This window comes from Cryobacterium sp. MLB-32, assembly GCF_000738085.1.
Taxonomy (GTDB): Bacteria; Actinomycetota; Actinomycetes; order Actinomycetales; family Microbacteriaceae; genus Cryobacterium.
Genome location: NZ_JPRS01000166.1, coordinates 1 through 21,426, shown reverse-complemented (window position 1 = coordinate 21,426; position 21,426 = coordinate 1). Strand labels below are relative to the sequence as shown.

Sequence of the window (21,426 nt, the reverse complement as noted above, 5' to 3'; positions counted from 1 at the left end):
CGTTCGATGATTACCGACCGCGGACATCCCTTCGCCAGTGCTAACTGGATCAGGTTCGACGGGTGTTATCTCAGCACCGATCGGTCTCGCCGACGGGGCACCCCGTGTCACTGCTACCGACCATAGTGCATGTGCCGGCCCGGAGCGTGAGCGGATGCCGAGGCGTGCGTGTGCGGGGGCTTGGAGCCTCAGCCGCCGGCGAAGGGGGGCAACACGTCGACCGAATCGGTGGCGGAGAGGGGCACCGCGTCATCCGCTGCCCGGGCGCCGTTGACGAGGAGTGAGCACAGGCCGAGCACGCGCGCGAATTCGGGGCCGTACAGCCGCACCAGTTCGGTGCGGAGTGCGCCGATGCTGCCCACGTCAACCGCCGCGCCGTCGGTGGCGGCGGCCTCCGCCGCGCCGGCGAAGAATCGCACGGTCGCCATCAGTGCTTCTCCCCGGTCCAGCTCAGGGCCAGCTCGGTGGCGTCGCTGCACGCCTTCTCCACGTCGGCGCGAGTGCCCCCGTTCTGCGCGGCGGCGAGGCCCACGAGGAAGGTGCTCAGTGGGGCGGCCGGACGGGCCACGTTGTGGGCCACGTCGCGGGCCACGTCGAGTAAGGCCGAGACGGGAACCTGGGCGGGTTCGAGTCCGAGCCGTTCGGCCAGGGCGAGGAGCCACTCGTCAAGCGCTTCCGGCGGCAGGGGTGCTGGGGTGCTCATCTGGTGCTCCTCGGACTCTCGGGTGCACGGTTCAACCGTTCCGTGCTCTCTAAAACATCCTGCCACGTGTCCACGTCGTGCGCGGCGTCGGCCTCGTCTCGGAGGCTGCGCAGGGTGAGGTCGCCGAGGAGCTGCCGCATGCTGGCACCGTGGATGCGCGGGCCGAGGCGCGTCACGGCGGCGCGCAAGGCGGCGGGCCGGTAGGCGCCGGCAAGCCACTGGGCGTGGCCCTGGGCGTCCTCCAGATATATGCCGTCAACGGTATACGGGAGGTCGGGCAGGCTCGCGACGAGGCTGCGCGCGGCATCCGCTGCCCAGGGCAGATCGCAGGCCAGAACGAGCAGCCAATCGGCCGGATCGTTGGCCAGGGCCGTGAGCCCGGCGGCGATGCCGGCGACGGGACCGCCGAAGGGGGGATCTTCGAGGGCCCAGAGGGTGTGCCGGCTGCCCGCGGCGGCGCGCGCCGAGTTCGGGCCCACCACCACGACGCGTTGAGCGAGGTCTTGGGCGTCGAGAACGCGGGAGAGCAGCGTGCGCCCCGCCACCTCAACGGCCGGTTTGACGGCTCCGTCGAGGCGGCTTCCGCGCCCTCCGGCGAGCACGATGAGGTCGACTGTCGGTGCGGCAGTCACGGCTGACCCCTGCGTGGCGGGGTGCACTGCGGGCGGGAAATGCCGCGGTGCGGCGGGACGGTGAGCATCCGTTAGTCGGTGGCCCGGCGCCAGTCGCCGGACTTGCCGCCGGTCTTGGCGAGCAGGCGCACATTCTCGATCGTGACGGACTTGTCGATGCCCTTGACCATGTCGACGACGGCGAGGGCCGCGACGGAGACGGCAGTGAGCGCCTCCATCTCGACTCCGGTGCGGTCTGCCGTGCGCACGGTGGCCGTGACGCTGACGCCGTTGTCGCCCACGATGACATCGACGACGGCGCCGTGCACGCCGATCACGTGGGCGAGAGGCAGCAGGTCTGCGGTCTTCTTGGCGCCCTGAATGCCGGCGATGCGCGCCACGGCGAGCACGTCGCCCTTCGGGGTGGTCCCGTCGCGCAGGGCGGCGATGACCGTGGGGCCGCAGCGCACGAAGCCGGCCGCCGTGGCGCTGCGCACCGTCGGCGTCTTCTCGGTGACGTCGACCATGCGGGCCTGACCGGCGGAATCGAGGTGGGTGAAGGGCTGGGAGGCCGCAGAAGCGGTGATGTCGGCGGCAGTGTTCATGATGTCAGCATGACAGTCACGAGGTCGCCCCCGTTAATCTGAGTCGTGTCTTCTGCCACGATGGCGAGTCCGTTCGAGTGGCCGAGCCCGGCCACCAGATGGGATCCGGAGCCGCCGGCCGTGGCACGCCGAACAACCGTTCGGTCGCCGTCCCGGGTGACGATCACGGGCATGTACTGCGCTCGCCCGGACGGGGAACGCCAGCCGTCGGTGACCGTTGCGACAACGGTCGGCCGGTGTACGTCGGTGTGGCCCTGCATCCGCCGCAGCCCTGGGCGCACGAAGACCTCGAATGATACGTAGGCGCTCACCGGGTTACCCGGCAGCGCGAAGATGACCGGGCCGAGGTGAGCAGGCGGGTGCACTGGGTCGTCGTCGTCGCGGTCGTCGCTGCGCTCGTCGCCATCGGCGTGAACGGTTCCGGCGAAGAGCTCGGTGATGTGCGCGACGGGCGCGGTATCCGTGACAGGGGCCTCGGCGGTCTCGTCGAGCAGTGGCGGCAACCGCGGGAATTCGTCGTCGATGGGGTCATTGTCCACCTCCGGGCTCGGCCAGCGACCGAAGCCCTGGGGCTTCCCCGGCTGCATCTTCACGGGGCCGAAGCGCACGGTACCGAGCGGGGCGAGAACGGCCTTCACCACATCGTAGGCCCCCACGCTCACGCCACCAGAGAGCACAATGGCGTCGACCGTCTCCGCGAGTGAGGTGAGGAGTTCGCGCAGCGTGCGTTCGTCGTCGGGCACGGCGCCCACTCGGATGGGGATACACCCGGCGTCGGCCACGGCCGCCGAGAGCAGGTACGAATTGGAGTCGGGGATCTGTCCGCGCCGGGTGGGATCGCCCGGGGTCACCAGCTCGCTGCCGGTGGAAATCACGGCTACCCGGGGCACGGGATGCGCGAGCACCATCGCGGTGCCGGCGCTCGCGGCTGCGGCCACGCGGGTGGGCCACAGCACGGATCCTGCACTGAGCACCGTGTCGCCCGCATGGGCATCCTCGGCGGCGCGACGGATGTGAGCGTGCAGGTCCGGAGCCCGGGTCACGGTGACCCATTCAATGCCCTGATCGGTGTCTTCGATCGGTACGATGGCGTCGGCGCCATCAGGCAGGGGAGCGCCCGTCATGATGCGGGCGGTCTGGCCGGCGTCGATCCAGGGGTTTTCGGCGGTACCGGCGGCGAGGTCGGCAATCACAGGGAGCACGATCGGGTTCGTCGCGCTCGCGAGCAGCAGGTCCTCACGGCGCACGGCGTATCCGTCCATGGCGGAATTGTCGAAAGGAGGGGTATCGGTCGCGCTCACCACATCCTCGGCGAGCACAAGCCCGAGGGCGGCGTCGAGGGAAACCAGTGCGGGAGCGAGCGCCTGGCAGCCCTCGAGCACGGCCTCGAGCTGCTCGGCGACGCTGCGGGCGGATACCGGCGGCGCGCAGGCGTCCCGGGATGTGCCGTGGTCGTGGTCGATTCGGCCGGTCTGCTCGGCAGCGCCCGGGGCATCCGTCAGCGGGCTCTGCCCGGTCAGGTTCTCAGCCATCGGTCAGCGCGCGTTCGTGGTGGAGGAGGCGGTCGGCAGGCTCGACCACCGGTCACCGAGCCCAGGTACCTCACCGGCGGCGACGGCGGCTTCCCAGGCGACGATGCCGCCGGAAAGCACAGACACATCCGTGAATCCCGCCGCGAGCAGCGCGGCCGCGGCTCGGTTTGCTCGGGTGCCAGCGTGGCAGTGCACCACGAGGGGCAGGTCGCGCGGAAGTGTTGCCCGGCCCTCCTCGGTCAGCAACGCGCCGAGCGGCAGGAGGCGGGCATCCGGAATCGAGATCTCGGCGTGTTCGCTCGGCTCGCGAACGTCCACGACGAGGAAGTCGGACTGGCCGGCGGCGCGGGCGGCCATGCGGGTGACGAGGTCGCGCGTGCTCACCTCGGGCACTGTCCTCGCCGTTTCCTGGGCCGCCGCCGTCTGGGCCGCCGCCGTCTCGGCGGGCGTCGGCGCCGCGGGAATGCCGGTACCCACGAGCGGAACCTCACTGAAACGTCCCGAGAGGGCGTCGATCACCAGCACCCGACCGATCAGCGGCGTTCCGATGCCGGTCACGAGTTTGATCGTTTCGGTGGCCATCAGGGATCCGACCTGGCCGCACAGTGCGCCGAGCACGCCGGCGTCGGCGCAGTTCGGCACTTCGCCCTCGGCGGGCGGCGTGGGAAACAGGTCGCGCAGGTGCACGCCTGTCACGCCGCTGCCGGCGGGAGGTGTAGCCCAGAACACGGTGAGCTGGGCATCAAAACGCAGAACGGATGCCCACACGAGGGGGATCCCGAGCGCCGCGCACGTGTCGTTCACGAGGAATCGGGTGGGGAAGTTGTCGGTGCCGTCGATGACCACGTCGTAGCCGCCGAGCACGGCCGCGGCGTTCGCGGCGACCAGGCGTTCGCTGTGTTGGATGATCGTCGCCTCGGGGGCGATGCGCGCGATCGCCTCGGCGGCGCTGGCCACCTTCGGGCGGCCGACATCCGTGACGCCGTGCACGATCTGGCGCTGCAGATTGCTGGGTTCCACGTCGTCGTCGTCGACGATTCCGATGGTGCCCACACCGGCTGCCGCGAGGTACAACAGGGCGGGCGAGCCGAGCCCGCCGGCGCCGAGCACAAGGATGCGGGCGTTGGCCAGCCGACGCTGTCCGAGCTCGTTGAGCTGGGGCAGGCGGCGCTGCCGCGCGGTGCGAACGGATTCGGCCGCGCTGAGCTGGTCAACGGGCTCGACGAGAGGAGGAATAGCCATGGCCTTAACGCTAGGCGTTTCCGGGCGATCGTGCGACCCGAACCGCCCCGCCCAGGGTACGTCTTCCTCTGGCATAACTCCTGCAGATTCCGGGTCGGCCATAATTCGGCCCCGGAATCACGCGGCCGCCCAGCTGTGCGGTGCCGATTTGCAGGAGTTATGCGCCGGGAAGACGCTCTGTGGTGGCGCACTGGCCACACGTCGAGGGCGGTGGAGGTGACAACGCTAGCTTGAGGCGCAGGTGCGGTGATATTCTGCAATGCATGACGCATTATCGGATCAGTGAGGCCGCCGAGCTGCTGGGGGTGAGCGATGACACCGTGCGACGGTGGGTCGACACCGGGCGAATGGATGCCGCGGCAGACTCCGCAGGACGTCTGGCCATCGACGGCGCCCAACTCGCCGCCTTCGCCGCGGCGCAGGCCAGTGCCCCCACGGACCCGTCGACGGTCGGCCGGAGTGCCCGCAATCGCTTCGTCGGCATCGTCACGGGCATCACCATGGACACCGTCATGGCCCAGGTCGAGCTGCAGTGCGGCCCGCACCGCGTGGTTTCGCTCATGTCGAGCGAGGCCGTGCGCGAACTCGGCCTCGAGATCGGGTCGCTCAGCGTCGCTGTGATCAAAGCCACCAACGTGATCGTCGAGACACCGGGCCGTGCAGCATGACCGGGCGGCGTGCACTGGCGGCCGTGGCGGCCGTCGGCCTGCTCCTCGGGCTCACGGCGTGCGCGCCCGCGGCACCGGACCAGGGCGAGCAGATCACGGTGTTCGCCGCCGCGTCCCTCACGGCCTCGTTCACCGAGATTGCGGCGGCCTACGAGGCCGAGCACCCCGGCAGCACCATCGCCCTGAACTTCGCGGGGTCGTCCGACCTCGTCACCCAGATCACCGAGGGTGCCCCCGCCGACGTGTTCGCCTCGGCGGACACACCGAATATGGCCAAACTCACCGCCGAGGACCTGGCAGACCAGCCCGTGGATTTCGCCAGCAACACGCTCACGATCGCCGTGCCGCCGGGAAACCCCGCGCGCATCACGTCGTTCGCCGACCTCGCTCGCTCAGGAGTGAAGACCGTCGTGTGCGCGCCGCAGGTTCCCTGCGGCGCTGCCGCCGCAACCGTGCAGCGCGCGACCGGTGTCGCGCTCAGCCCGGTCAGTGAGGAGTCGTCGGTCACCGCTGTGCTCGGCAAGGTGAGCTCCGGCGAAGCGGATGCCGGCCTCGTCTACGTCACGGACGTGCAGTCGGCAGGAACCAGCGTGCAGGGCGTGCCCTTCCCCGAGTCGACGGAGGCCGTCAACCGATATCCGATCGCTGCCCTGACGGCGTCGACGAACCCGGTTCTTGCCCACTCTTTCGCGCAGTACGTGGCCGGTCCGTCCGGGCAGAAAATCCTTCAGGCGGCGGGCTTTGGCACACCGTAACGACGCGCGCGGCGCGGCCGAGCATCCGGCGGCGATGACCGGTGTGACGGGGACCGGCCGGACGAAGGCGGGTCTCACGTCAAGCGGCCCCACGGACAGCGGAGGTCCGCTCGCGCAGCCCGGGGGTGCGCGAGCTCGCCGCGACCGGCCTCGGTCCGCCCGCGTCGACGCCGTCCCGCGCTGGGTGATCGGCGTCGCCGGCGTCGGTGCCGTGTTCGTGCTGCTGCCCCTAGTGGCCATGGTGGGCCGGGTCAACTGGGGGAGCTTCCTCGAGCTCGTGACGAGCGAGTCATCCGTTGCCGCCCTGCTTTTGAGCCTGCGCACCTCGAGCGTCGCGACGCTGCTGTGTATCCTGCTGGGCGTGCCGATGGCCCTGGTCCTGGCGCGCACCCGGTTCGCCGGGCAGCGCCTGCTGCGTCCGCTCGTGCTGCTGCCGCTCGTGCTCCCGCCGGTTGTGGGCGGCATCGCCCTGCTGTACACGTTCGGGCGCCGCGGGCTGCTCGGGGAGACCTTCGAGGTGCTCGGCATCCAGATCGCGTTCTCGACCACCGCGGTGGTGCTCGCGCAGACCTTTGTGGCCCTGCCGTACCTGGTGTTGAGCCTCGAGGGCGGCCTGCGCGCGGTGGGCACCCGGTACGAAGCCGTGGCGGCCACCCTCGGCGCGGCACCCACCACGGTGTTGCGCCGGGTCACTCTGCCGCTCGTGCTGCCCGCCCTCGTCTCGGGCGCCGTGCTCTCGTTCGCCCGAGCCCTCGGGGAATTCGGCGCAACGCTGACGTTCGCCGGCAGCCTGCAGGGTGTCACCCGCACGCTGCCGCTCGAGATCTACCTGCAGCGCGAGACCGATCCCGACGCCGCCGTCGCCCTCTCGCTGGTGCTCGTGATCGTGGCCGTGCTGGTGGTGGGCTTCGCGCATCGCGGCGCCAACCCGGCCACCGGTTTTCTGCGCAGGAACACCTGATGCTGAGCATCGACGCCAGCATGCCCGAGCGCGGGCTCGACCTGTCGCTGCGGGTGGCGCGGGGCGAAACGGTGGCCATTCTCGGTCCGAACGGCGCCGGAAAGTCAACGCTGCTGGGTGTTCTCGCGGGCCTCGTGCGCCCGGAGACCGGGCACGCCGAATTGGGTGGCCGTACCCTCTTCGACCTCGGCGCCCGAGAGAAGACGGCGCCGGACCCGGTGAGAGGGGCAGCCCGTTCACGCGACTCGTGGGTGCCACCGCACGCGAGGGGGGTAGCCCTGCTGGCGCAGGAGGCGTTACTGTTTCCGCACCTGACGGCGGCGGCCAACGTTGCCTTCGGCCCGCGCAGTGCGGGTGCAACGCGGCACGAGTCGCACGCCCGCGCCCTGCACTGGCTGCGCGAGGTGGACGCGACCGAGCTCGCGGGACGGCGCCCGACCGAGCTGTCCGGAGGGCAGGCGCAACGGGTGGCCGTGGCACGAGCGCTCGCCGCCGAGCCGCAACTCCTGCTGCTTGATGAGCCCCTCTCCGCCCTCGACGTGGCCGCGGCTCCGTTGCTGCGCCGGATGCTGCGCCGCGTGCTCGTTGACCAGACCGTGCTGCTGGTAACCCACGACGTTCTTGATGCCCTCACCCTCGCCGACCGGGTCATCGTGATGCACGAGGGCCGCATCATCGAGCAGGGCCCCACCCGTGATGTTCTCGAACGACCACGCACTCGCTTCACCGCCGACCTCGCCGCTCTCAACCTGGTCACCGGCACGCGCACCCGCGCCGGCCTGGTGACGGACGCCGACGCCACCGTCCTGCTGCCCCTCACCACCGACATCCCAACCGGGACGCGGGTCGGTGTGGCTGTTCGCCCGGCGAATGTGCTGGTCTCGCTCGCCGCTCCGGAGGGACCGCATCTGACCGTTTTCCCCGCGCTCGTGCAGGATCTCGAGCCCCGCGGCGACGTGGTGCGCGTGCGCTCCGATGACCTCTTCGCCGATCTGACGCCCCGGGTGACCGCGGACCTCGATCTCGAGCCGGGTACCCGCGCCTACTTCTCGTTCGACCCGTCCGACGCGGTCGTCTATCCCCTCTGACCCGAGTCCCGCCGACGCTAAAACCGGTTTTTCTGAGACACGCCGGGGTGGGGCGCCACCCGGGACGGCGTGTCGTGAAATGGACCGGTTTTGCGTGACCCGGACGGCCGTGACGGGTCCGGGTCCGGGTCCGTGCCCGCGGCCGGACCGTCCGCGACCGTAAAACCGGTGTTTCTGAGACACGCCGTGCTGGGGCGCCACTCGGGACGGCGTGTCGTGAAATCGACCGGTTTTACGTGACCCGGACGGGTCGCGTGCGAGGAACGGCGTGCGGGGTCTCGATCGCTCCTTCGTCGCGCCTCGACCAACGGCACAGAGGGGCGCGGTGACCGGCGCTGGGGGCTACGCGGCCGCGGAGGCGGAGGCGGAGGCGGCGTGCGCGGCGGGCAGCGCGAATGTTCCCGTCGTGAACGCCCCGCCCGGCTGGTACACGTGCACGGCCACGCCGGTGTCCGTGGTGCGCGTCTCGACCAGACGCAGAGATTTGCTGAGCGGATGCGTGGGGAACAGCCGTTTGCCCGCCCCGAGGATCACCGGGACGACCCACAAGCGGTACTCGTCGACCAAGTCGTGCTCGATGAGCGTCTGGGCGAGATCACCGCTGCCGTGCACCTGAATCTCCCCTCCCGGTCGACGTTTGAGTTCGGTGATCTGGTCGACCACGTTGCCGCGCAGCACCGTGGTGTTGTGCCAGGCCGGGTCCTGGAGCGTGCTCGAGGCAACGTATTTCGGCAGCGTATTCAAGGGCCCGGCCACCGGGTGGTCGGCCTCGGTCACCAGGGGCCAGTAGCTCGCGAAAATGTCGTAGGTCTTGCGGCCGAGCAGAAACCCGTCGGCCTGCGCGAACCACTCGGCCACCCAGCGGCCTGTGTTCTCGTCGGCGAACGGCACCATCCAGCCGCCCCGCTCGAACCCGTTGCTGCGGTCCTCGTTCGGCCCGCCCGGGGCCTGCATGATTCCGTCGAGGGAGAGAAACGTTGTGATGGTGAGTGTGCTCAAGGCGCGCCTTTCCTCGGGGACCGTCCAGGGTCCGTGCAGCGACCGCGCTGCGACTTTCGCCGACCCTACCGCCGTTCGCCCGCTCTGGGGAGGGCGAGTTACCTCCGATACAGACCGATGAGCGTGCGGATGCGCCGGGCCATGAGATCGCAGGCGGCCACGGTTCGTCGGTGAAGGCGGTGCGTGGCGATCCGACCCGGCCCGGCGAGGGCCGGGTCGTGCGGAACGACGAGGATGATGCCGCGGCCGTAGGTCGTGTGAACGGCCTCGACAAGCGCGCGAGTCCGCGGGCGGCCGAACGTGGAGGTGCACACCACGGTGACCCGGGCGAGACCGGCCTGACCATAGCGCTTGCGGATGCCCTCGAGCACATCGGTGACCGCGAGCAACCCGAGCGGCGTGTTCGCCGTCACGAGCACCGCCAGGGTGGTGTGCGACTCGAGCAGGTCGAGCCCCTCTCCGTTGGCGTGCGGGCCCAGGTCATGCAGCAGCAGGTCGCGTCGATGATGTCCGCGTCATCGCCGCGCGGCAGCCGGGCGCCAGGGTGCCCGACGTGTGGTCGGCGAGCGACGGTACGCCGGCCGGTGCCGAAAGCAGATCGAACAGCAGCGCGGTGAGGGTTGTCGTCCCCACACCGCCGGCCGTTCCCGAGACCACGATGTGTAACGGCGAGAGGCTCACGAGACCACCTCCGCAACTCGAGCCTGGGCGATCTGCACGATGCGCGGCCGGTCGCCGCGGCGCACCAGCCGACCGCGGCCGGGCGGCATCTGCTCGGCGTAGACGCCGGGCGAAACCTGGCCCTCCGAGCGCTCGCCGCTCAGAATGAGGCTCGTCGCCCCGGTGTCTCGCAGCGACTGTAACACCACGTCGTACAGCGCGCGCGTCGCCCCGGCCACTGGCCGGGTGACGCACACGTTCAGGCGCAACTCGCGCGCGCTCGGCAGGAAGGGCAGCAGCGGATTCAAGGGTTCCGTTCCGCCGGACGCGAGAATGTCGAGGTCGTCGGCGATCACCACGATGCGTGGCCCCGCTGAACGGTCGGGGGAGGCCTGGCGCCGGGCGAGTTCCTCGGCGATCGCGGTCGCGAGGGTGCGTGCCTGGCCGCTCGATTCCGCGAGGCCGCCGAGGTAGTCGTCAGAGCAGGCGCTCGACAGCTGGCCGCGCACGTCCATGATCGCGATCACGAGCTCGTCGGGCGTGTACCGGTCGGTCAGGCCCTGGATGATGCCCTGCAGCAGGGTCGACTTGCCCGAGCCCTGGTCGCCGAACACGAGCAGATGTTGGTCCGCCGCGGCGAAATCGAGGTACGCCGGCTCCATCGTGTCCTGTCGGAGGCCGAAGGGCACGGCATCGGGCGAGTCGATCGCGTCCGGCAGCTCCTCGGCAGAGAAACTCTCCGGCAGCAGCCGGATCGGCGCGGCGGAGGGGCCTTCCCAGCTATGGGACACCCGCGCCGCGAGGGCCTCCAGCTCGTCGCCCAGCAGCTCGTCGGCCGTGTCGTCGAGCACCGGCAGGGCGATCTGCGCAAAGAGTCCGGCATCGGTGAGGGCTCGACCCGGCTGGTCCGCCCGCAGGGTCGCCGAAAGCTTGCGGCCCATCTGGGAATCCATCGGGTCGTTCAGCCGCAGCTCGATGCGCGTGCCGACGAGGGGCTGCTGTGCCATGCGCAGTTCGTTCCAGCGGGTCATCGACATGACCACGTGCATGCCGAAGCTCGACCCGCGCTGCAGAAGGTCGTAGAGCGCGGGTTCGAGTTCCTCGAATTCGGTGCGGAGCGCGCCGAGGCCGTCTACAAGCAGCACGATGTCGGCGGCCACGAGTTCGGGCACCTGACCGGCGGCGTGCAGCGCGCGCAGGGTAGCGAGCGAGTCGATTCCCCGCGCGGCGAACAGTCGTTCACGGGTGGCGAGCATGGCGGCGAGTTCCTCGAGCAGGCGTCGCAGCCGGTCGCGGTTGGCGCGGGTGGCGACGCCTCCCACATGCGGGAAGCCTTCGATGCGGGTCAGCCCGGAGCCGGTGAAGTCCATCGCGTAGATGCTCACCTGACGGGGAGTGTGCGTGAGCGTGAGCGAGACCGCCATCGTGCGCAGGAAGGTGCTCCGCCCGGTCTGCGGGGCCCCGAAGACGGCAAGGTGGCCACCACTGCGGGTCAGGTCGATCAGCCACGGGTCCTGGCGCTGCTTCTCGGGTTCGTCGAGTAGCCCCATGGCCACCTGCAGCGCCACGGCCGGCTCGTCGGAGAGGATGCGGGACAGCGCCAAACGTTCGGGCAGCGGCGAGAGCCAGATCGGCGGCACGGTCGTTCCGGAGCCGCGCAGCTCATCGACCGCGGCGTGCACGAGCACGCGCCCGGTGGTCGGCCGGGCGAGGGCTTCTTCGGCCGTCTCGGTGTCATCGCGTTTGCCGAGGCCGTTGTAGAGCGGGAGCGGCCGGGCCTCGAGGCGTTCGCCTGTGGCATCCGCCGGCCCGACATCCGACTCGGAGACCGGACCGGACACGAAGCCCGAGCGGAATCGGCGATACACGGACGTATCGACCTTGAGATAGGCGAACCCCGGGATGGCCGGCAGGTGAAAGGCGTCGGGGGTGTCGAGCACGATCGAGCTCTCCGAGGCCGAGAAGGTGCGCAGGCCCACCCGGTACGACAAGTAGGTTTCGAGGCCGCGCAGCTTGCCGGCCTCGATGCGCTGGCTCGAGAGCAGCAGGTGCACGCCGATCGAGCGGCCGATCCGGCCGATGGTCAGCAGCAGGTCCACGAAGTCCGGTTCCGCGGCGAGCAGCTCGCCGAATTCGTCGATGACGATCAGCAGGTGCGGCAGCGGGGGCAGGTCGGGTCGGGTGGACTGCAGCTCGCGGTAGTGCGTGATCGACGGCGAGTTGTCGGCGTCTTTCAGCAGCTGCTGGCGGCGTACGACCTCGCCGGCGATGCTCACCCGGGCCCGCTGGGTGAGCTGGGGGTCGTCCGCGAGGTTGTCGATGATGCCGGCCACATGCGGCAGACCGGCGAAGGGAGCGAATGCGGCGCCGCCCTTGTAGTCCACGAGCACCATGCTCACGTCGTCCGGTCCGTGGGAGAGGGCGAGCGCGAGAATGAGGGTGCGCAGCAGCTCGCTTTTTCCCGAACCGGTCGCGCCGATGCACAGACCGTGCGGGCCCATGCCGAGTTGCGCGGATTCCTTGAGGTCGAGCAGCACGGGTTCGCCGAAGTCGTCGAGGCCGATCGGCACGCGCAGAAAGTCGCGGGGCGAGCGGGTCTCCCACGCGGATGCCGTGTCGAACGTCGAAATGTCGTCGATCTTCAGCAGCTCGGCGATGTCTACGGCGCGGGCCGACTCCACCTCGTCCTGGCGGGTGAGGTTGAGCCGCAGCGGCGTGAGCATGCGCGCCACGGTCTCGAACAGCGCGCCGGAGATCTGGTCGAGCACCGCGTGCTGCACCGGAACCTGGCCCTCGGCGTCGTCGCGGGCATCCGTGATGTCGGCCTGGCCGTTCGCGACCGTCACGCGGATGGTCACATCGGAGGGTTCGTGCAGGCGGTCGCTCAGCAGGTGGATCATGGTGATCTGCAGGTCGGTGGGCGTGAGGTCGGCGTCGGGCACCGGCAGGGCGGATGCGACGTGGCCGTAGTCGTCCACGAAGATGATGAGTCGCGAATTCTCCGCCACGGCGCCGTTGGTTCCGCTGCGTTTGGCGGTGGCGGCGAGCTGGGCGCGGTCGCCGAGCTCCTGGCCGAGCACCTTGCGCAACGACGGGGTGTCCGGGGCCACCCGCCGTGCCGGAACCGGTCCGTCGAAGGTGGATTCGTCGACGAAGTGCGGCAGCAGGTCAACGCCGCGCCAGTCGTCCGCCGCGGACGACGGGTACGCGATGGCCATCTGCACGTCGTCGGGGGCGTGAAATGCGGCGAGTTGCAGGATCAGGCGCGGGCGGCTTGCACGGCATCCGCCCGGTCGCCGATGATGGCGACCTTTCCGGCCCCGTCGAGGCGCAGGTCGATGGGCATGCCTCGCACGGTCGAGTAGTGCTCCACTACCTGGCCGGCCTCCCCGCACAGGATCGGGTCGAAGGGCTGTACCGGGTTCTGCTCCGCGGGAACGGCGAGGTCGAACCAGGTGCGGTCACCCACGCCGAGGCGCGGGCAGAGAAAGTCGCTGTGCTGGCGGCGGCGTTCCCACAGGCGGCCGGGGTCGCGCACGAGCTCGATCAGAGCGGCCGGGTCAGGGCCCAGCAGCCCGGCGAGGGTGCGCACGTCCTTACCGCGCTGGCGCATACGGGCCCGGAGGCGTTCGAGATAGTCGAGGTAGCGTTCGCGCTGCACGCGGCGGGTGCGGGCGGCGTTGCCGCGCTGGGTGAGGGCCATGGCGAGGCCGCCGACGATCGCGACGATCAGGATCAGCGCGCCGATCACCATGAACAGGGCGTTGCCGCGCAGGGTGACCATCATGATCACGCTGGTTCCCGCGCCGAGCACGGGAATGAGGGCCTGGATCGGCACGCCGCCCTGAGCGCCGTCCTGCATGGCGGGCGGCGGGGAGATGATCTCGGGTTCGGGCCGTCGCAGCGGTCGGGTGACCCGGGTGGGACGGTGTACCAGCTTGAGCGTCATCGGATTGCCTCGAGGGCAGACCGGGGGACCGGCGCACGGGGCGTGAGCAGCGAACGCTGGGCCTCGGCCATGATCGTGCCGGCGAGCACCGCGTGAGCGATACGGGTCTGCGCGCCGGTGTGCACGCTTTCCACCGGGGCGGCCGCGCCGGCAGCGGGATCGTGCGGGATACGGACCACGGGCACCCCGAGTGCGCCCGTCAGCGGGGTGGACGGTGCGGAGCCGCGGCTGCCGCTCACGTCGACGATCACGAACACGATGCGCGGTCCGTCGTCGAGACCCTGCAACGCCGGGATGATGGCCGCGGCCTGCTCCACGGCATGACGTTCCGAGCGACTCACCACGCACATCACGTGGCTGGCGAGAGCCACCTGGGAGAGGTCGACCTGCCAGCCACGCACGCCCCAGTCGGTGACGACGAGGTCAAAGAACCGGGAGACCGGGTTGATGTGGTCGAACCAGGTTCGGCTGGGGGCTGGGGTCGTCGGATGCGCCGGGTGGCGCAGGTCGAGCCCGAGCAGTCCCGCAGCCGACGCGGGCAACTGGGCGGTGGCCTCCGCCGCGGAGCGTGGTGCCGTCGGCAGCGTGCGTCCCACCGGACGCCCGGCGTCGCTCGTGGGCACCCCGGCGTGCCAGAGCACATTATGGGTGCCGCCCGAGGCATTGGCCGCGAGCACGAGGCCGGAACGACGGTGCGCCAGAATGCTCGCGAGGTTCGCCGCCAACGGTCGAGGCGCCGCTTCCGCCGGCCGCCTGCACCACGCCGATGCGCCGGTTCAGGGTCAGCGGCGCGCGCACGGCCGCATCCGCGGTGGTGAGGTCGTGCAGGCGCGCGCTCGCGCTGCCCACGAGGGCGAGGGGGAGCGAGCGGAGCCCGGCGGTGAGGCGCGACACCTAGAAGGTTCCGAGCAGGTCGGGGTAAATACCGAAGACGCCGAGCAGAACCGGGAGAAGCGACACCACGGCGAGCATCTCGATGCCGTTGCCGAAGCGCCGCAGCCGCGCGCGGGTGTGCGGCGGAGGCGTCAGCGCCACGACGACCAGCGTGATGGCGGCAAGAACCACGAGGGCCGCGATGGAGACGCCGCCGTGGTCCTGGGCGAGCGCGACCACGACCACGGTGTTCAGAGCGGCGGCCCAGAGGGCGATCGCCTGCACGGCGAGGGGGAAGGCCCGAGTGCGCAGCGCGGTCACCACGGCCAGGGCGGCGCCGAGCGCGATCGCCCAGCCGTTCTCCGAGACGGCGAGCAGGCTGGCCGTGACAGCGAGCGGCACGGCCACGGCCACGGTCGACCAGGTCAGGGACCGGTAGGCGTCGTTCACCGTTCTGAGCACGGTGTCGCGGTGGGTGAGCCGACCGGCGATCACCAGATCGTCAAGGCCCGTGAGACCGGAGCTGTTCATGGCATACCAGGGCAGCAGCCCGCACATAACAGCGGCCGCCACGCCCACGATCCCGGCCGTCTCGAGCACGCTGATGCCGGTGAGCGGCAGCAGCACAGCCAGCGCGAACAGGGTGAGGGCGAGGGCGCTCGCCCGCAACGCCGGCCGCATGCCGAGACCCACGCCGAGCGCGAGGCCGACCGTGAGCCAGGCAAGCCCGAAACCCACGATGGCGGCGACGCCGAGCGGCGCCACGGAGATCCAGACGGATGCCTGCGCCACGGCGAGAGACGTGGCCGGAACGAGTCCGAACGCGGCAGCCGTGAACCCGATCGCGGTCCAGCGCCGTGTGGTGTATCCGAGAATCGCGGCCACGGCGAGGCAGGACAGGAACAGGGCGCCGAGCAGTGTGACCGAACCGGGGGCAGCGGCGGCGGCCAGCCAGGCCGCCGTGCCGACGAGGGCGCCGATCATCACGGCCCCGAGGCCCTGCCTGTGCTGCTGGGCCCAGAGTCCGCGCCGGTCGTCGCGCGCCTCGGCCACAACATCCGTCACGTCGGCGACCTCGGGCGGGGCGGGAGCCTCGTCGACCCGCAATAGTCGCAGCAACTCTCCGGCGGCGACCTTCTGGTCGGCGAGGGTGAGGGCGGTGTCGAGCTGTTGCCCGGTGGCGCGCATCAGGGTGAGCGGCCGGGCCACAGAGCCGGTGGGCTCGTCGAGCAGATCCATCAGCTGCGGGATAAGTGCGGCAACGGTCTCCTCGTTGGGTACAACGATCTCGGCCTTGCGGGTGCGGCCCACAATGGTGAGGCGGGTGAATCCACTCACGGGGTGTCCACTTCTGCTGGGGCTGTTGGGGCTGTCGGAGTCGGCACGGGGGTCGGTACGATCTGGGTTTGCGCAGCGGCGGCGCGTTGCTGAAGCAGGTCCACCACGAACGACACGCCCACGCAGCCGGCGCAGAGCACGGCGGCGAGCACGACGCTGCCGATCACGCGGCGCATATTGTCGTTCGCCACGCGGCGCTCCGACAGCTCACCGAACAGAAATGCGGCACGCAGGCGGGACCGGTGGGTCTTGACGGTTTCGAGCAGAACAACGTCGTGGTCAGAAGACATCCGTCGGATTCCTCTCACGGGCGTCGGCCGGCTCGGCGGGTGCGGGTGCTGGTGCGGTTTGGGCGGGTGCGGGTTCTGCGGCCTGCACGATGCCGCTCGCGCGCACCTGGAAGCTGCGGTCGCCCAGCTCCACCCGCCACCCCGGGGTCGCGGCCGTGGGCATGCCGGGAATCAGCACGCGGCGCTCGCCGTGGGGGGTCACGAGCGTCGTGCCGTTGGCCGATCCGAAGTCGGTCACCCAGAGGAGTGTTCCCGACCAGGTCAGCAGCGCGTGCGTCTTGGACAGCGTGCGCGAGAGGTCGGTCCAGGCGAAAAGCGGATGCACCGTGGCATCCGCTCGATTCTCCGGCCGGCGGCCGATCAGAAGCGACTCGTCCACCTGCAGAATCTGTTCGTTGTCGAGCACGATCAACACGGACGGGGCGGTCACCTCTTCGGGGGCGTAGCCGTCGTTTGTCTCAGCGGGCTTGGCCCGGCGCGGGCGACGCGCGTCGGCGCGACGAACGTCGGGGACGGCAGGGATCACGCCGGCGGGCGTGCCGTGGCCGAGCTCGGCGGTATCGAGTGCTGTACGCGCGCTGGTCTGCGGATCGCGGCCGCGTCGCAGGTCTGCGGTGAGGGTGGTGCGGGCGGGCGACAGGGCGCTCAGACCGGCGGGTGTTCCGGTGAGGTCGTCGACGGTGCGCAGCTGGAGGAGCGAGCGACCGGCCGTGCGGCCGAACCATCCCAGCAGCAGTGATTGCACCGCAACCAGGAGTGCGAGCGCTCCGAGCCAGAGCAGCGCGGACGCCGAGTGCCCGCTGTCCGCGGTGGCCGCGAGGGTGACCAGGGCGAGGGTGGACAGCGCCACGATCGGTGCGCCGTCAATGACGTGGGCCCAGTTGCGTCGGGCCGCCGAGGCCGTGACCACGCCGCCGAGCATGCCCGAATACGCGCCCAATGCGGCGCCCGGAACAGCGGCCACGCGCAGCACGCCGCAGCGGTTGCAATACTCGTTCTGCACGACCAAGCGGGCACCGCATCGGCCGCAGCTGACGGCGCCGATCAGTGCGTTACCCACCTGCGACGCACCCCCGATTGACGACTGTGAACAGAACAGGGTGGTGTAGATGCACTGCTGACCGATGGTTGGACATGTACAAAAAACTACGGCTCGCGTTACCCCTTATTAATATCAGTAGCCTATCCTGAGAACTCACCACACCTTGGGGGCTCTCGATGGCTGGCATGAAATTCGCAATGGGATCCGACGTTCTGTCGCATCTGACGAAAAAGACGAGTTCCTCGTCTGACGATCTTGGATCGCTGGTGAAGCAGCTGTTCGAGGCGGCGGCGCCGCTCGAGGGCCGGTTCAACGGCGCCGGTCGCGCCGCGTTCGACCGCTTCAAGAACGAGACGGATTCGATCTCGGCGGAGTTGAACGGTGCGCTGGGTTCGATCCTCACAGGGATCGCCGGGCAGGATCTCGCGTTCGGTCAGGCCGATCAGGAGCTGGCCGACCAGACGACGTCAGCACAATCCGGGGCGGGTTTCGACTCGGCACGGTTCGGTTCACGGGGATAGGGAACACTCTCATGGCTTCTAGTGGAAATGCGGCGGATCGTCGCGACTATGACATTGCCGCATCCCAGAATGCGCAGGACAACTTCAACGCGATCGCCGGGCGGCTCGAGGCGCTGATCGACCAGCGTGACGCCGACGTGAAGGCCATGATGGCCGACTACCAGGCCGACGGAGTGTCGGAGGAATACGCGTCGAAGGAAATCCGCTGGAACACCGTCGCCGGGCAGGTGAAGCAGATCATCACATCGCTGCGCTCCTCCCTCGCGAGCAACGACGAGACCGCCCAGTCGGCTCTGTCTCGTGGCCGTTCCGCCGTGCAGAACATCGGATAAGCACACCATCATGCCCCGTCGCCCCTGCCGTCGGTCGACGTCTCCGTCGAACCCGCGCGCTGGCGGGCAGGGTGTATGAGCGGCTGGAGCATTGACCCGTCCGGCGTGCAGTCCGTTCTCGCATCGGTGGAAACCGCTGCGGCAGAGTTGCGCACCGCGTTGGACTCGGCGTCAACGTCGTTCGCCGAGCTGGCGACCGGGGCCGGCCCCGGCCTGGCCGATATTCCCGCGGCGATTCAGGCTTTGATGGAGAGCGAGCACGAGCGGCTCACGGCGATTGGCAACCGCATCACAGCCGGGTCGCTCGGCGCGAGTACTGCCACGATCGGATACATCCAGGGGGATGAAGAGATGGCGGCGACCGCGCAGACGGCGGCGAGCCGCGCCGCGGCATCCGGTGACCTGTCGTTCTTCAACGCCGCCGGAACGCCCTGATGGCCGCCGCGACCGCCACCGCCTGCCAGGTCGACGGTGATTTGATCAAGCCCGAGATGATTCCCGGCGATGACATCGACCCCGCCGCGATCGCCGGTTCCGCGAGCGGGTTTTCCTCCGCAGGAACCACCGTCACCGAGAAAGGCGCGGCCGTCGTCACTCAGTGGGCCGCGCTGTCCGGCGTCTATGTGGCTCCGGAGGCCCCCGAACTTCTCGACGTGATGACACCGGTCTCCGTGGATTCGGCCGCTCTCGGCCAGACGCTTGCGTCGGTGTCGAAGATCATCGCGAACCTCGCCGACCAGGTGGCGCCGCTGAAGACGCGCCTCGCGGCGATCCGCGAAGAGGCCCGCGCCTTTGTCGCCCGGGTGTCCGGCGGCGTCACCGTCGACATCTGGGACAGCGATCACCCGGCGCGTGAGGCCGGCATCTTCAGTTTCATGGTCACCGACTTCGCCGACATGGGCCCGCAGACGATCAGCTGGCGCGAGCACAAGCCATCCGTTCAGGAGAACTCCGACCTGATCCACCGCGTGAACACCGAGGCTGCGGCCCTCGATCAGGTGCGCGCGGACTGCGTGAATGCGATCAACGCCCTGCGCACCGACCAGTGCGTGGCCGGTGTCGTCGCGCACACCGCGGCGGAACTGAACGCGGAAGGCGTGACCCTGCCGTGGGGAGCGGCCACCGAGGGGGACCGTTCCTGTTCGGAATCCACCGGCGACGCGGCTGTCGATTTCGGCACGGGCTTCGGCGGGGCCGTCGTGGGGTCGGTCGAGGGTCTTGGCGCGTTGTTCTCGTACAACGCGGCCACCGGTCACTGGGGTGACGGCGACATGGCAGGCAGGGCCTGGTCGGGTCTCGGGATGCTCGGCGCCGGGCTCGTGCTGGCCGGCCCGGTGAGCATCACTGCCGGCCTCATCCCGCAGAAGAAGGTGCCCGCGTGGCTGCACGGCACGCAGGACTTCATCAATGGCTCGCAGGAACAGCTCCTCGCCGGGGTCAAGGGCATGGTCGCCTCCGACCAGTGGGCGGAAAACCCGGCCGGCGCTCTCGGTGCGACGACCTTCAACATCGGCTCATTCTTCATCCCCGGCGCCGGGGTGGCCGCCGGGGGCGCCAAGATCGCGTCGATCGGCGGCAAGGCCGGAATGGTCGTCGCCCACGTGGCCGAGGTGGTTCTGCCCGGAGTCAATATGGCCTCGCGGGGTGCGACCTCCCTCGCGCTGCACGCGGGAACGGGCCTCACCGTGCTGGCCGACGCCGCCAAACTCAACATCGCCGGCGGCGCCTCGATCGGCGGCGCCTCGATCGGCCGCGCCTCGCTCGCCCAGGCGATGCATTCCCTCGCAGACCAGATCCCCACGGTGCGCGTCGAACCCGGCTTCGCTGCGGTCACGCCCGACGGTGCCGTCTTCGGGGCCCSCGCCCCGCCTCGCCGTCGGCGAGCCCGGCAGCGGCGGCCACGCCCTGCACACGATCGCCGACCGTGTTGACGTGCCGCGCGTCGATGCGCCTGCTCCCCCCGCCGCGAGCCACGGCGACGTGCAATCCGCGACAGTCCCCCCGGGCACGGTCGTGGACGCGCCGGCCGGCGGCACACACGGTGCACCTCCGGACGGTGCAGCGCCTGACGGTGCAGCTTCGGACGGTGCAACGCCTGACGGTGCTGGTTCCGACGGTGCAACGCCTGACGGTGCAGCTTCCGACGGTGCAACGCTCGACGGTACTGGTTCTGACGGTGCAACGCCCGACGGTGCATCGCCTGACGGCGGCGCTCCTGACGGACCAGCCCCGGAGTCGTCCGGTCCAGTACCTGCTCACGCCGATTTTCAGGTGCCGGGCACAGCGAAGACCATCGACTATGTCGCGTACCAGGAAACGCTCGCGGCCAGCGTGCACAATGCGGATGCCGCAGAGGTCATGCTGGGTAAGTGGGATGACGGCGCACCGACAAACTACGTGTCCAAGGCCGAGGAGGGCGGGTACGAGTACTTCAGCCTCGGGGATCAGTGGGGCCCTATCATGAAGGCTCAGGATCTGGACATGGCCGACATGTTCGCCTCCTACAACGCTCCGTTTCTGGACGATGCGATCGCGCAGGGCAAGACGTTCCATTTTTCCCATGATCCGATTGGCGACACGAAGTCGCTGCACAAGGAATTCGAGTATATGCAGGGCCGCGGCTATCGCTATGATCCGGATTCGATGACAGCGACAGCACCCACGATACGATCGGGAGACTAGGCGAGGAGATGGCAAGTCAGTTGACGTTCGATGAGCTCTATGACGAGTTTGTGGCCTACTTTGGTCAGCGGCTCGACGTGCCGACGTACAGTCCTGGGTCGAAGACAGTCACCGGCGTGCTGTACGGCGCGGTATTCATTCGGGCTGTGCTGAACCTCGAAGAGGCTACTTTCAGCGCGGCAATCGTCGTCGGTGCGGCTCGCGAGGTCGTCCGGGGCCCGAAAGGTGTCTTTGCGTCTGGCGGTGGTCGGGAAGCAGTATTGGACGTCTTGCGCGCCGTGGATGAGTCCTGTCGCTTGCGACTTCCGGACGACTACCTCGCCACTTTTGACGTGCCGGTCGACAAAGACCTGCTCATTTTTGGACCGAGGAGCACTCGCCCACCGGCTCCGAGTTTGCCGTACGGGGAATTCTATGGCTTCACCCTCAACTTCTTCGGGCCGAGGTTGTCCTTCCCCACGAGCGATGAGAGCCGGCGAACCCTGAGCGGCGTCTTATACGACTCGCTGTTGTTCTCCTGCGGCTATGAGGAGCAGACCTCGATGTTCAGCGCGGTTATCCACGTGGGTCCTGGC

26 protein-coding genes and 1 riboswitch are annotated in these 21,426 nt (G+C 69.7%); of the genes, 10 read left to right on the top strand and 16 right to left on the bottom strand.

Annotated features, from left to right (window positions below):
• Positions 1-9 precede the first annotated feature (9 nt).
• Positions 10-115: riboswitch (TPP riboswitch) on the bottom strand.
• 73 nt (positions 116-188) lie between these two features.
• From JF66_RS14760 to JF66_RS14735, 6 genes are all read right to left on the bottom strand, one after another.
• Positions 189-428, bottom strand: coding sequence for a MoaD/ThiS family protein (locus JF66_RS14760; protein ID WP_035879232.1), 240 nt, complete (start codon positions 426-428; stop codon positions 189-191).
• Positions 428-703, bottom strand: a complete 276-nt coding sequence (locus tag JF66_RS14755) for a DUF6457 domain-containing protein (protein WP_035879231.1) — start codon at positions 701-703, stop codon at positions 428-430. Before JF66_RS14755 ends, JF66_RS14760 begins: the two co-directional genes overlap by 1 nt.
• A complete protein-coding gene (locus tag JF66_RS14750; protein WP_035879230.1) occupies positions 700-1,335 on the bottom strand; it encodes a molybdenum cofactor guanylyltransferase in 636 nt (211 codons plus the stop codon). The genes JF66_RS14755 and JF66_RS14750 overlap by 4 nt, the downstream gene beginning before the upstream one ends.
• Before the next feature lie 71 nt (positions 1,336-1,406).
• Positions 1,407-1,919, bottom strand: a complete 513-nt coding sequence (moaC, locus tag JF66_RS14745) for a cyclic pyranopterin monophosphate synthase MoaC (protein WP_051973577.1) — start codon at positions 1,917-1,919, stop codon at positions 1,407-1,409.
• Positions 1,916-3,451, bottom strand: a complete 1,536-nt coding sequence (gene glp / locus JF66_RS14740) for a gephyrin-like molybdotransferase Glp (RefSeq protein ID WP_051973576.1) — start codon at positions 3,449-3,451, stop codon at positions 1,916-1,918. Before glp ends, moaC begins: the two co-directional genes overlap by 4 nt.
• A gap of 3 nt (positions 3,452-3,454) precedes the next feature.
• Positions 3,455-4,693, bottom strand: a complete 1,239-nt coding sequence (locus JF66_RS14735) for a ThiF family adenylyltransferase (protein ID WP_081882415.1) — start codon at positions 4,691-4,693, stop codon at positions 3,455-3,457.
• 263 nt (positions 4,694-4,956) lie between these two features.
• On the opposite strand from JF66_RS14735, the gene JF66_RS14730 reads away from it, so the two are divergent.
• The 4 genes from JF66_RS14730 to JF66_RS14715 are packed head-to-tail and all read left to right on the top strand — an operon-like array spanning position 4,957 to position 8,165.
• A complete protein-coding gene (locus JF66_RS14730; protein ID WP_035879229.1) occupies positions 4,957-5,361 on the top strand; it encodes a molybdopterin-binding protein in 405 nt (134 codons plus the stop codon).
• Positions 5,358-6,116 (top strand): molybdate ABC transporter substrate-binding protein, encoded by a 759-nt coding sequence (gene modA / locus JF66_RS14725; RefSeq protein ID WP_035879228.1) that lies wholly within the window; start codon positions 5,358-5,360, stop codon positions 6,114-6,116. Before JF66_RS14730 ends, modA begins: the two co-directional genes overlap by 4 nt.
• The gene (locus JF66_RS14720) at positions 6,103-7,077 is read left to right on the top strand and encodes an ABC transporter permease (protein WP_231556448.1); all 975 of its coding nucleotides are present in this window, start codon (positions 6,103-6,105) and stop codon (positions 7,075-7,077) included. Before modA ends, JF66_RS14720 begins: the two co-directional genes overlap by 14 nt.
• On the top strand, positions 7,074-8,165 hold the full coding sequence (locus JF66_RS14715; protein WP_156109822.1) for a sulfate/molybdate ABC transporter ATP-binding protein: 1,092 nt from the start codon (positions 7,074-7,076) through the stop codon (positions 8,163-8,165). Before JF66_RS14720 ends, JF66_RS14715 begins: the two co-directional genes overlap by 4 nt.
• 342 nt (positions 8,166-8,507) lie before the next feature.
• On the opposite strand, the gene JF66_RS14710 is transcribed toward JF66_RS14715, so the two are convergent.
• From JF66_RS14710 to JF66_RS14670, 10 genes are all read right to left on the bottom strand, one after another.
• The gene (locus JF66_RS14710) at positions 8,508-9,164 is read right to left on the bottom strand and encodes a dihydrofolate reductase family protein (protein WP_081882414.1); all 657 of its coding nucleotides are present in this window, start codon (positions 9,162-9,164) and stop codon (positions 8,508-8,510) included.
• Positions 9,165-9,262: 98 nt separating this feature from the next.
• A complete protein-coding gene (locus JF66_RS14705) occupies positions 9,263-9,577 on the bottom strand; it encodes a hypothetical protein (protein WP_156109821.1) in 315 nt (104 codons plus the stop codon).
• A gap of 67 nt (positions 9,578-9,644) precedes the next feature.
• The gene (locus JF66_RS14700; protein WP_035879225.1) at positions 9,645-9,845 is read right to left on the bottom strand and encodes a hypothetical protein; all 201 of its coding nucleotides are present in this window, start codon (positions 9,843-9,845) and stop codon (positions 9,645-9,647) included.
• Entirely contained in the window at positions 9,842-13,042 is a 3,201-nt protein-coding gene (eccCb, locus tag JF66_RS14695; RefSeq protein ID WP_231556447.1) for a type VII secretion protein EccCb, read from the bottom strand. Before eccCb ends, JF66_RS14700 begins: the two co-directional genes overlap by 4 nt.
• Positions 13,043-13,083: 41 nt before the next feature.
• A complete protein-coding gene (locus JF66_RS24465; RefSeq protein ID WP_231556446.1) occupies positions 13,084-13,773 on the bottom strand; it encodes a hypothetical protein in 690 nt (229 codons plus the stop codon).
• The gene (locus JF66_RS14690) at positions 13,770-14,498 is read right to left on the bottom strand and encodes a hypothetical protein (RefSeq protein WP_156109820.1); all 729 of its coding nucleotides are present in this window, start codon (positions 14,496-14,498) and stop codon (positions 13,770-13,772) included. The genes JF66_RS24465 and JF66_RS14690 overlap by 4 nt, the downstream gene beginning before the upstream one ends.
• Positions 14,416-14,667, bottom strand: a complete 252-nt coding sequence (locus tag JF66_RS14685) for a hypothetical protein (protein ID WP_035879222.1) — start codon at positions 14,665-14,667, stop codon at positions 14,416-14,418. The genes JF66_RS14690 and JF66_RS14685 overlap by 83 nt, the downstream gene beginning before the upstream one ends.
• Complete coding sequence (locus JF66_RS14680) at positions 14,668-15,984, bottom strand: EsaB/YukD family protein (RefSeq protein ID WP_035879221.1); 1,317 nt, start codon at positions 15,982-15,984, stop codon at positions 14,668-14,670.
• Positions 15,981-16,274 carry a hypothetical protein gene (locus tag JF66_RS14675; protein ID WP_051973575.1) on the bottom strand — a complete coding sequence of 98 codons (294 nt, stop codon included), beginning with the start codon at positions 16,272-16,274 and terminating at the stop codon, positions 15,981-15,983. Before JF66_RS14675 ends, JF66_RS14680 begins: the two co-directional genes overlap by 4 nt.
• Complete coding sequence (locus JF66_RS14670) at positions 16,264-17,334, bottom strand: FHA domain-containing protein (protein ID WP_035879220.1); 1,071 nt, start codon at positions 17,332-17,334, stop codon at positions 16,264-16,266. Before JF66_RS14670 ends, JF66_RS14675 begins: the two co-directional genes overlap by 11 nt.
• 167 nt (positions 17,335-17,501) lie before the next feature.
• Here JF66_RS14670 and JF66_RS14665 point away from each other — a divergent pair, with 167 nt between their 5' ends.
• The 6 genes from JF66_RS14665 to JF66_RS14640 form a co-directional block, all read left to right on the top strand.
• Complete coding sequence (locus JF66_RS14665; protein ID WP_035879219.1) at positions 17,502-17,837, top strand: hypothetical protein; 336 nt, start codon at positions 17,502-17,504, stop codon at positions 17,835-17,837.
• Between the two features lie 11 nt (positions 17,838-17,848).
• Positions 17,849-18,169, top strand: a complete 321-nt coding sequence (locus JF66_RS14660) for a pore-forming ESAT-6 family protein (protein WP_035879218.1) — start codon at positions 17,849-17,851, stop codon at positions 18,167-18,169.
• A gap of 75 nt (positions 18,170-18,244) precedes the next feature.
• Positions 18,245-18,604, top strand: a complete 360-nt coding sequence (locus JF66_RS14655) for a DUF6507 family protein (RefSeq protein WP_035879217.1) — start codon at positions 18,245-18,247, stop codon at positions 18,602-18,604.
• On the top strand, positions 18,604-20,100 hold the full coding sequence (locus tag JF66_RS14650) for a hypothetical protein (RefSeq protein ID WP_035879216.1): 1,497 nt from the start codon (positions 18,604-18,606) through the stop codon (positions 20,098-20,100). The genes JF66_RS14655 and JF66_RS14650 overlap by 1 nt, the downstream gene beginning before the upstream one ends.
• A 1-nt stretch (position 20,101) precedes the next feature.
• A complete protein-coding gene (locus tag JF66_RS24460; RefSeq protein WP_156109819.1) occupies positions 20,102-20,851 on the top strand; it encodes a hypothetical protein in 750 nt (249 codons plus the stop codon).
• Positions 20,852-20,859: 8 nt separating this feature from the next.
• Positions 20,860-21,426 (top strand): hypothetical protein (locus tag JF66_RS14640; RefSeq protein ID WP_035879214.1); only part of this gene is annotated, 567 nt, incomplete at its 3' end.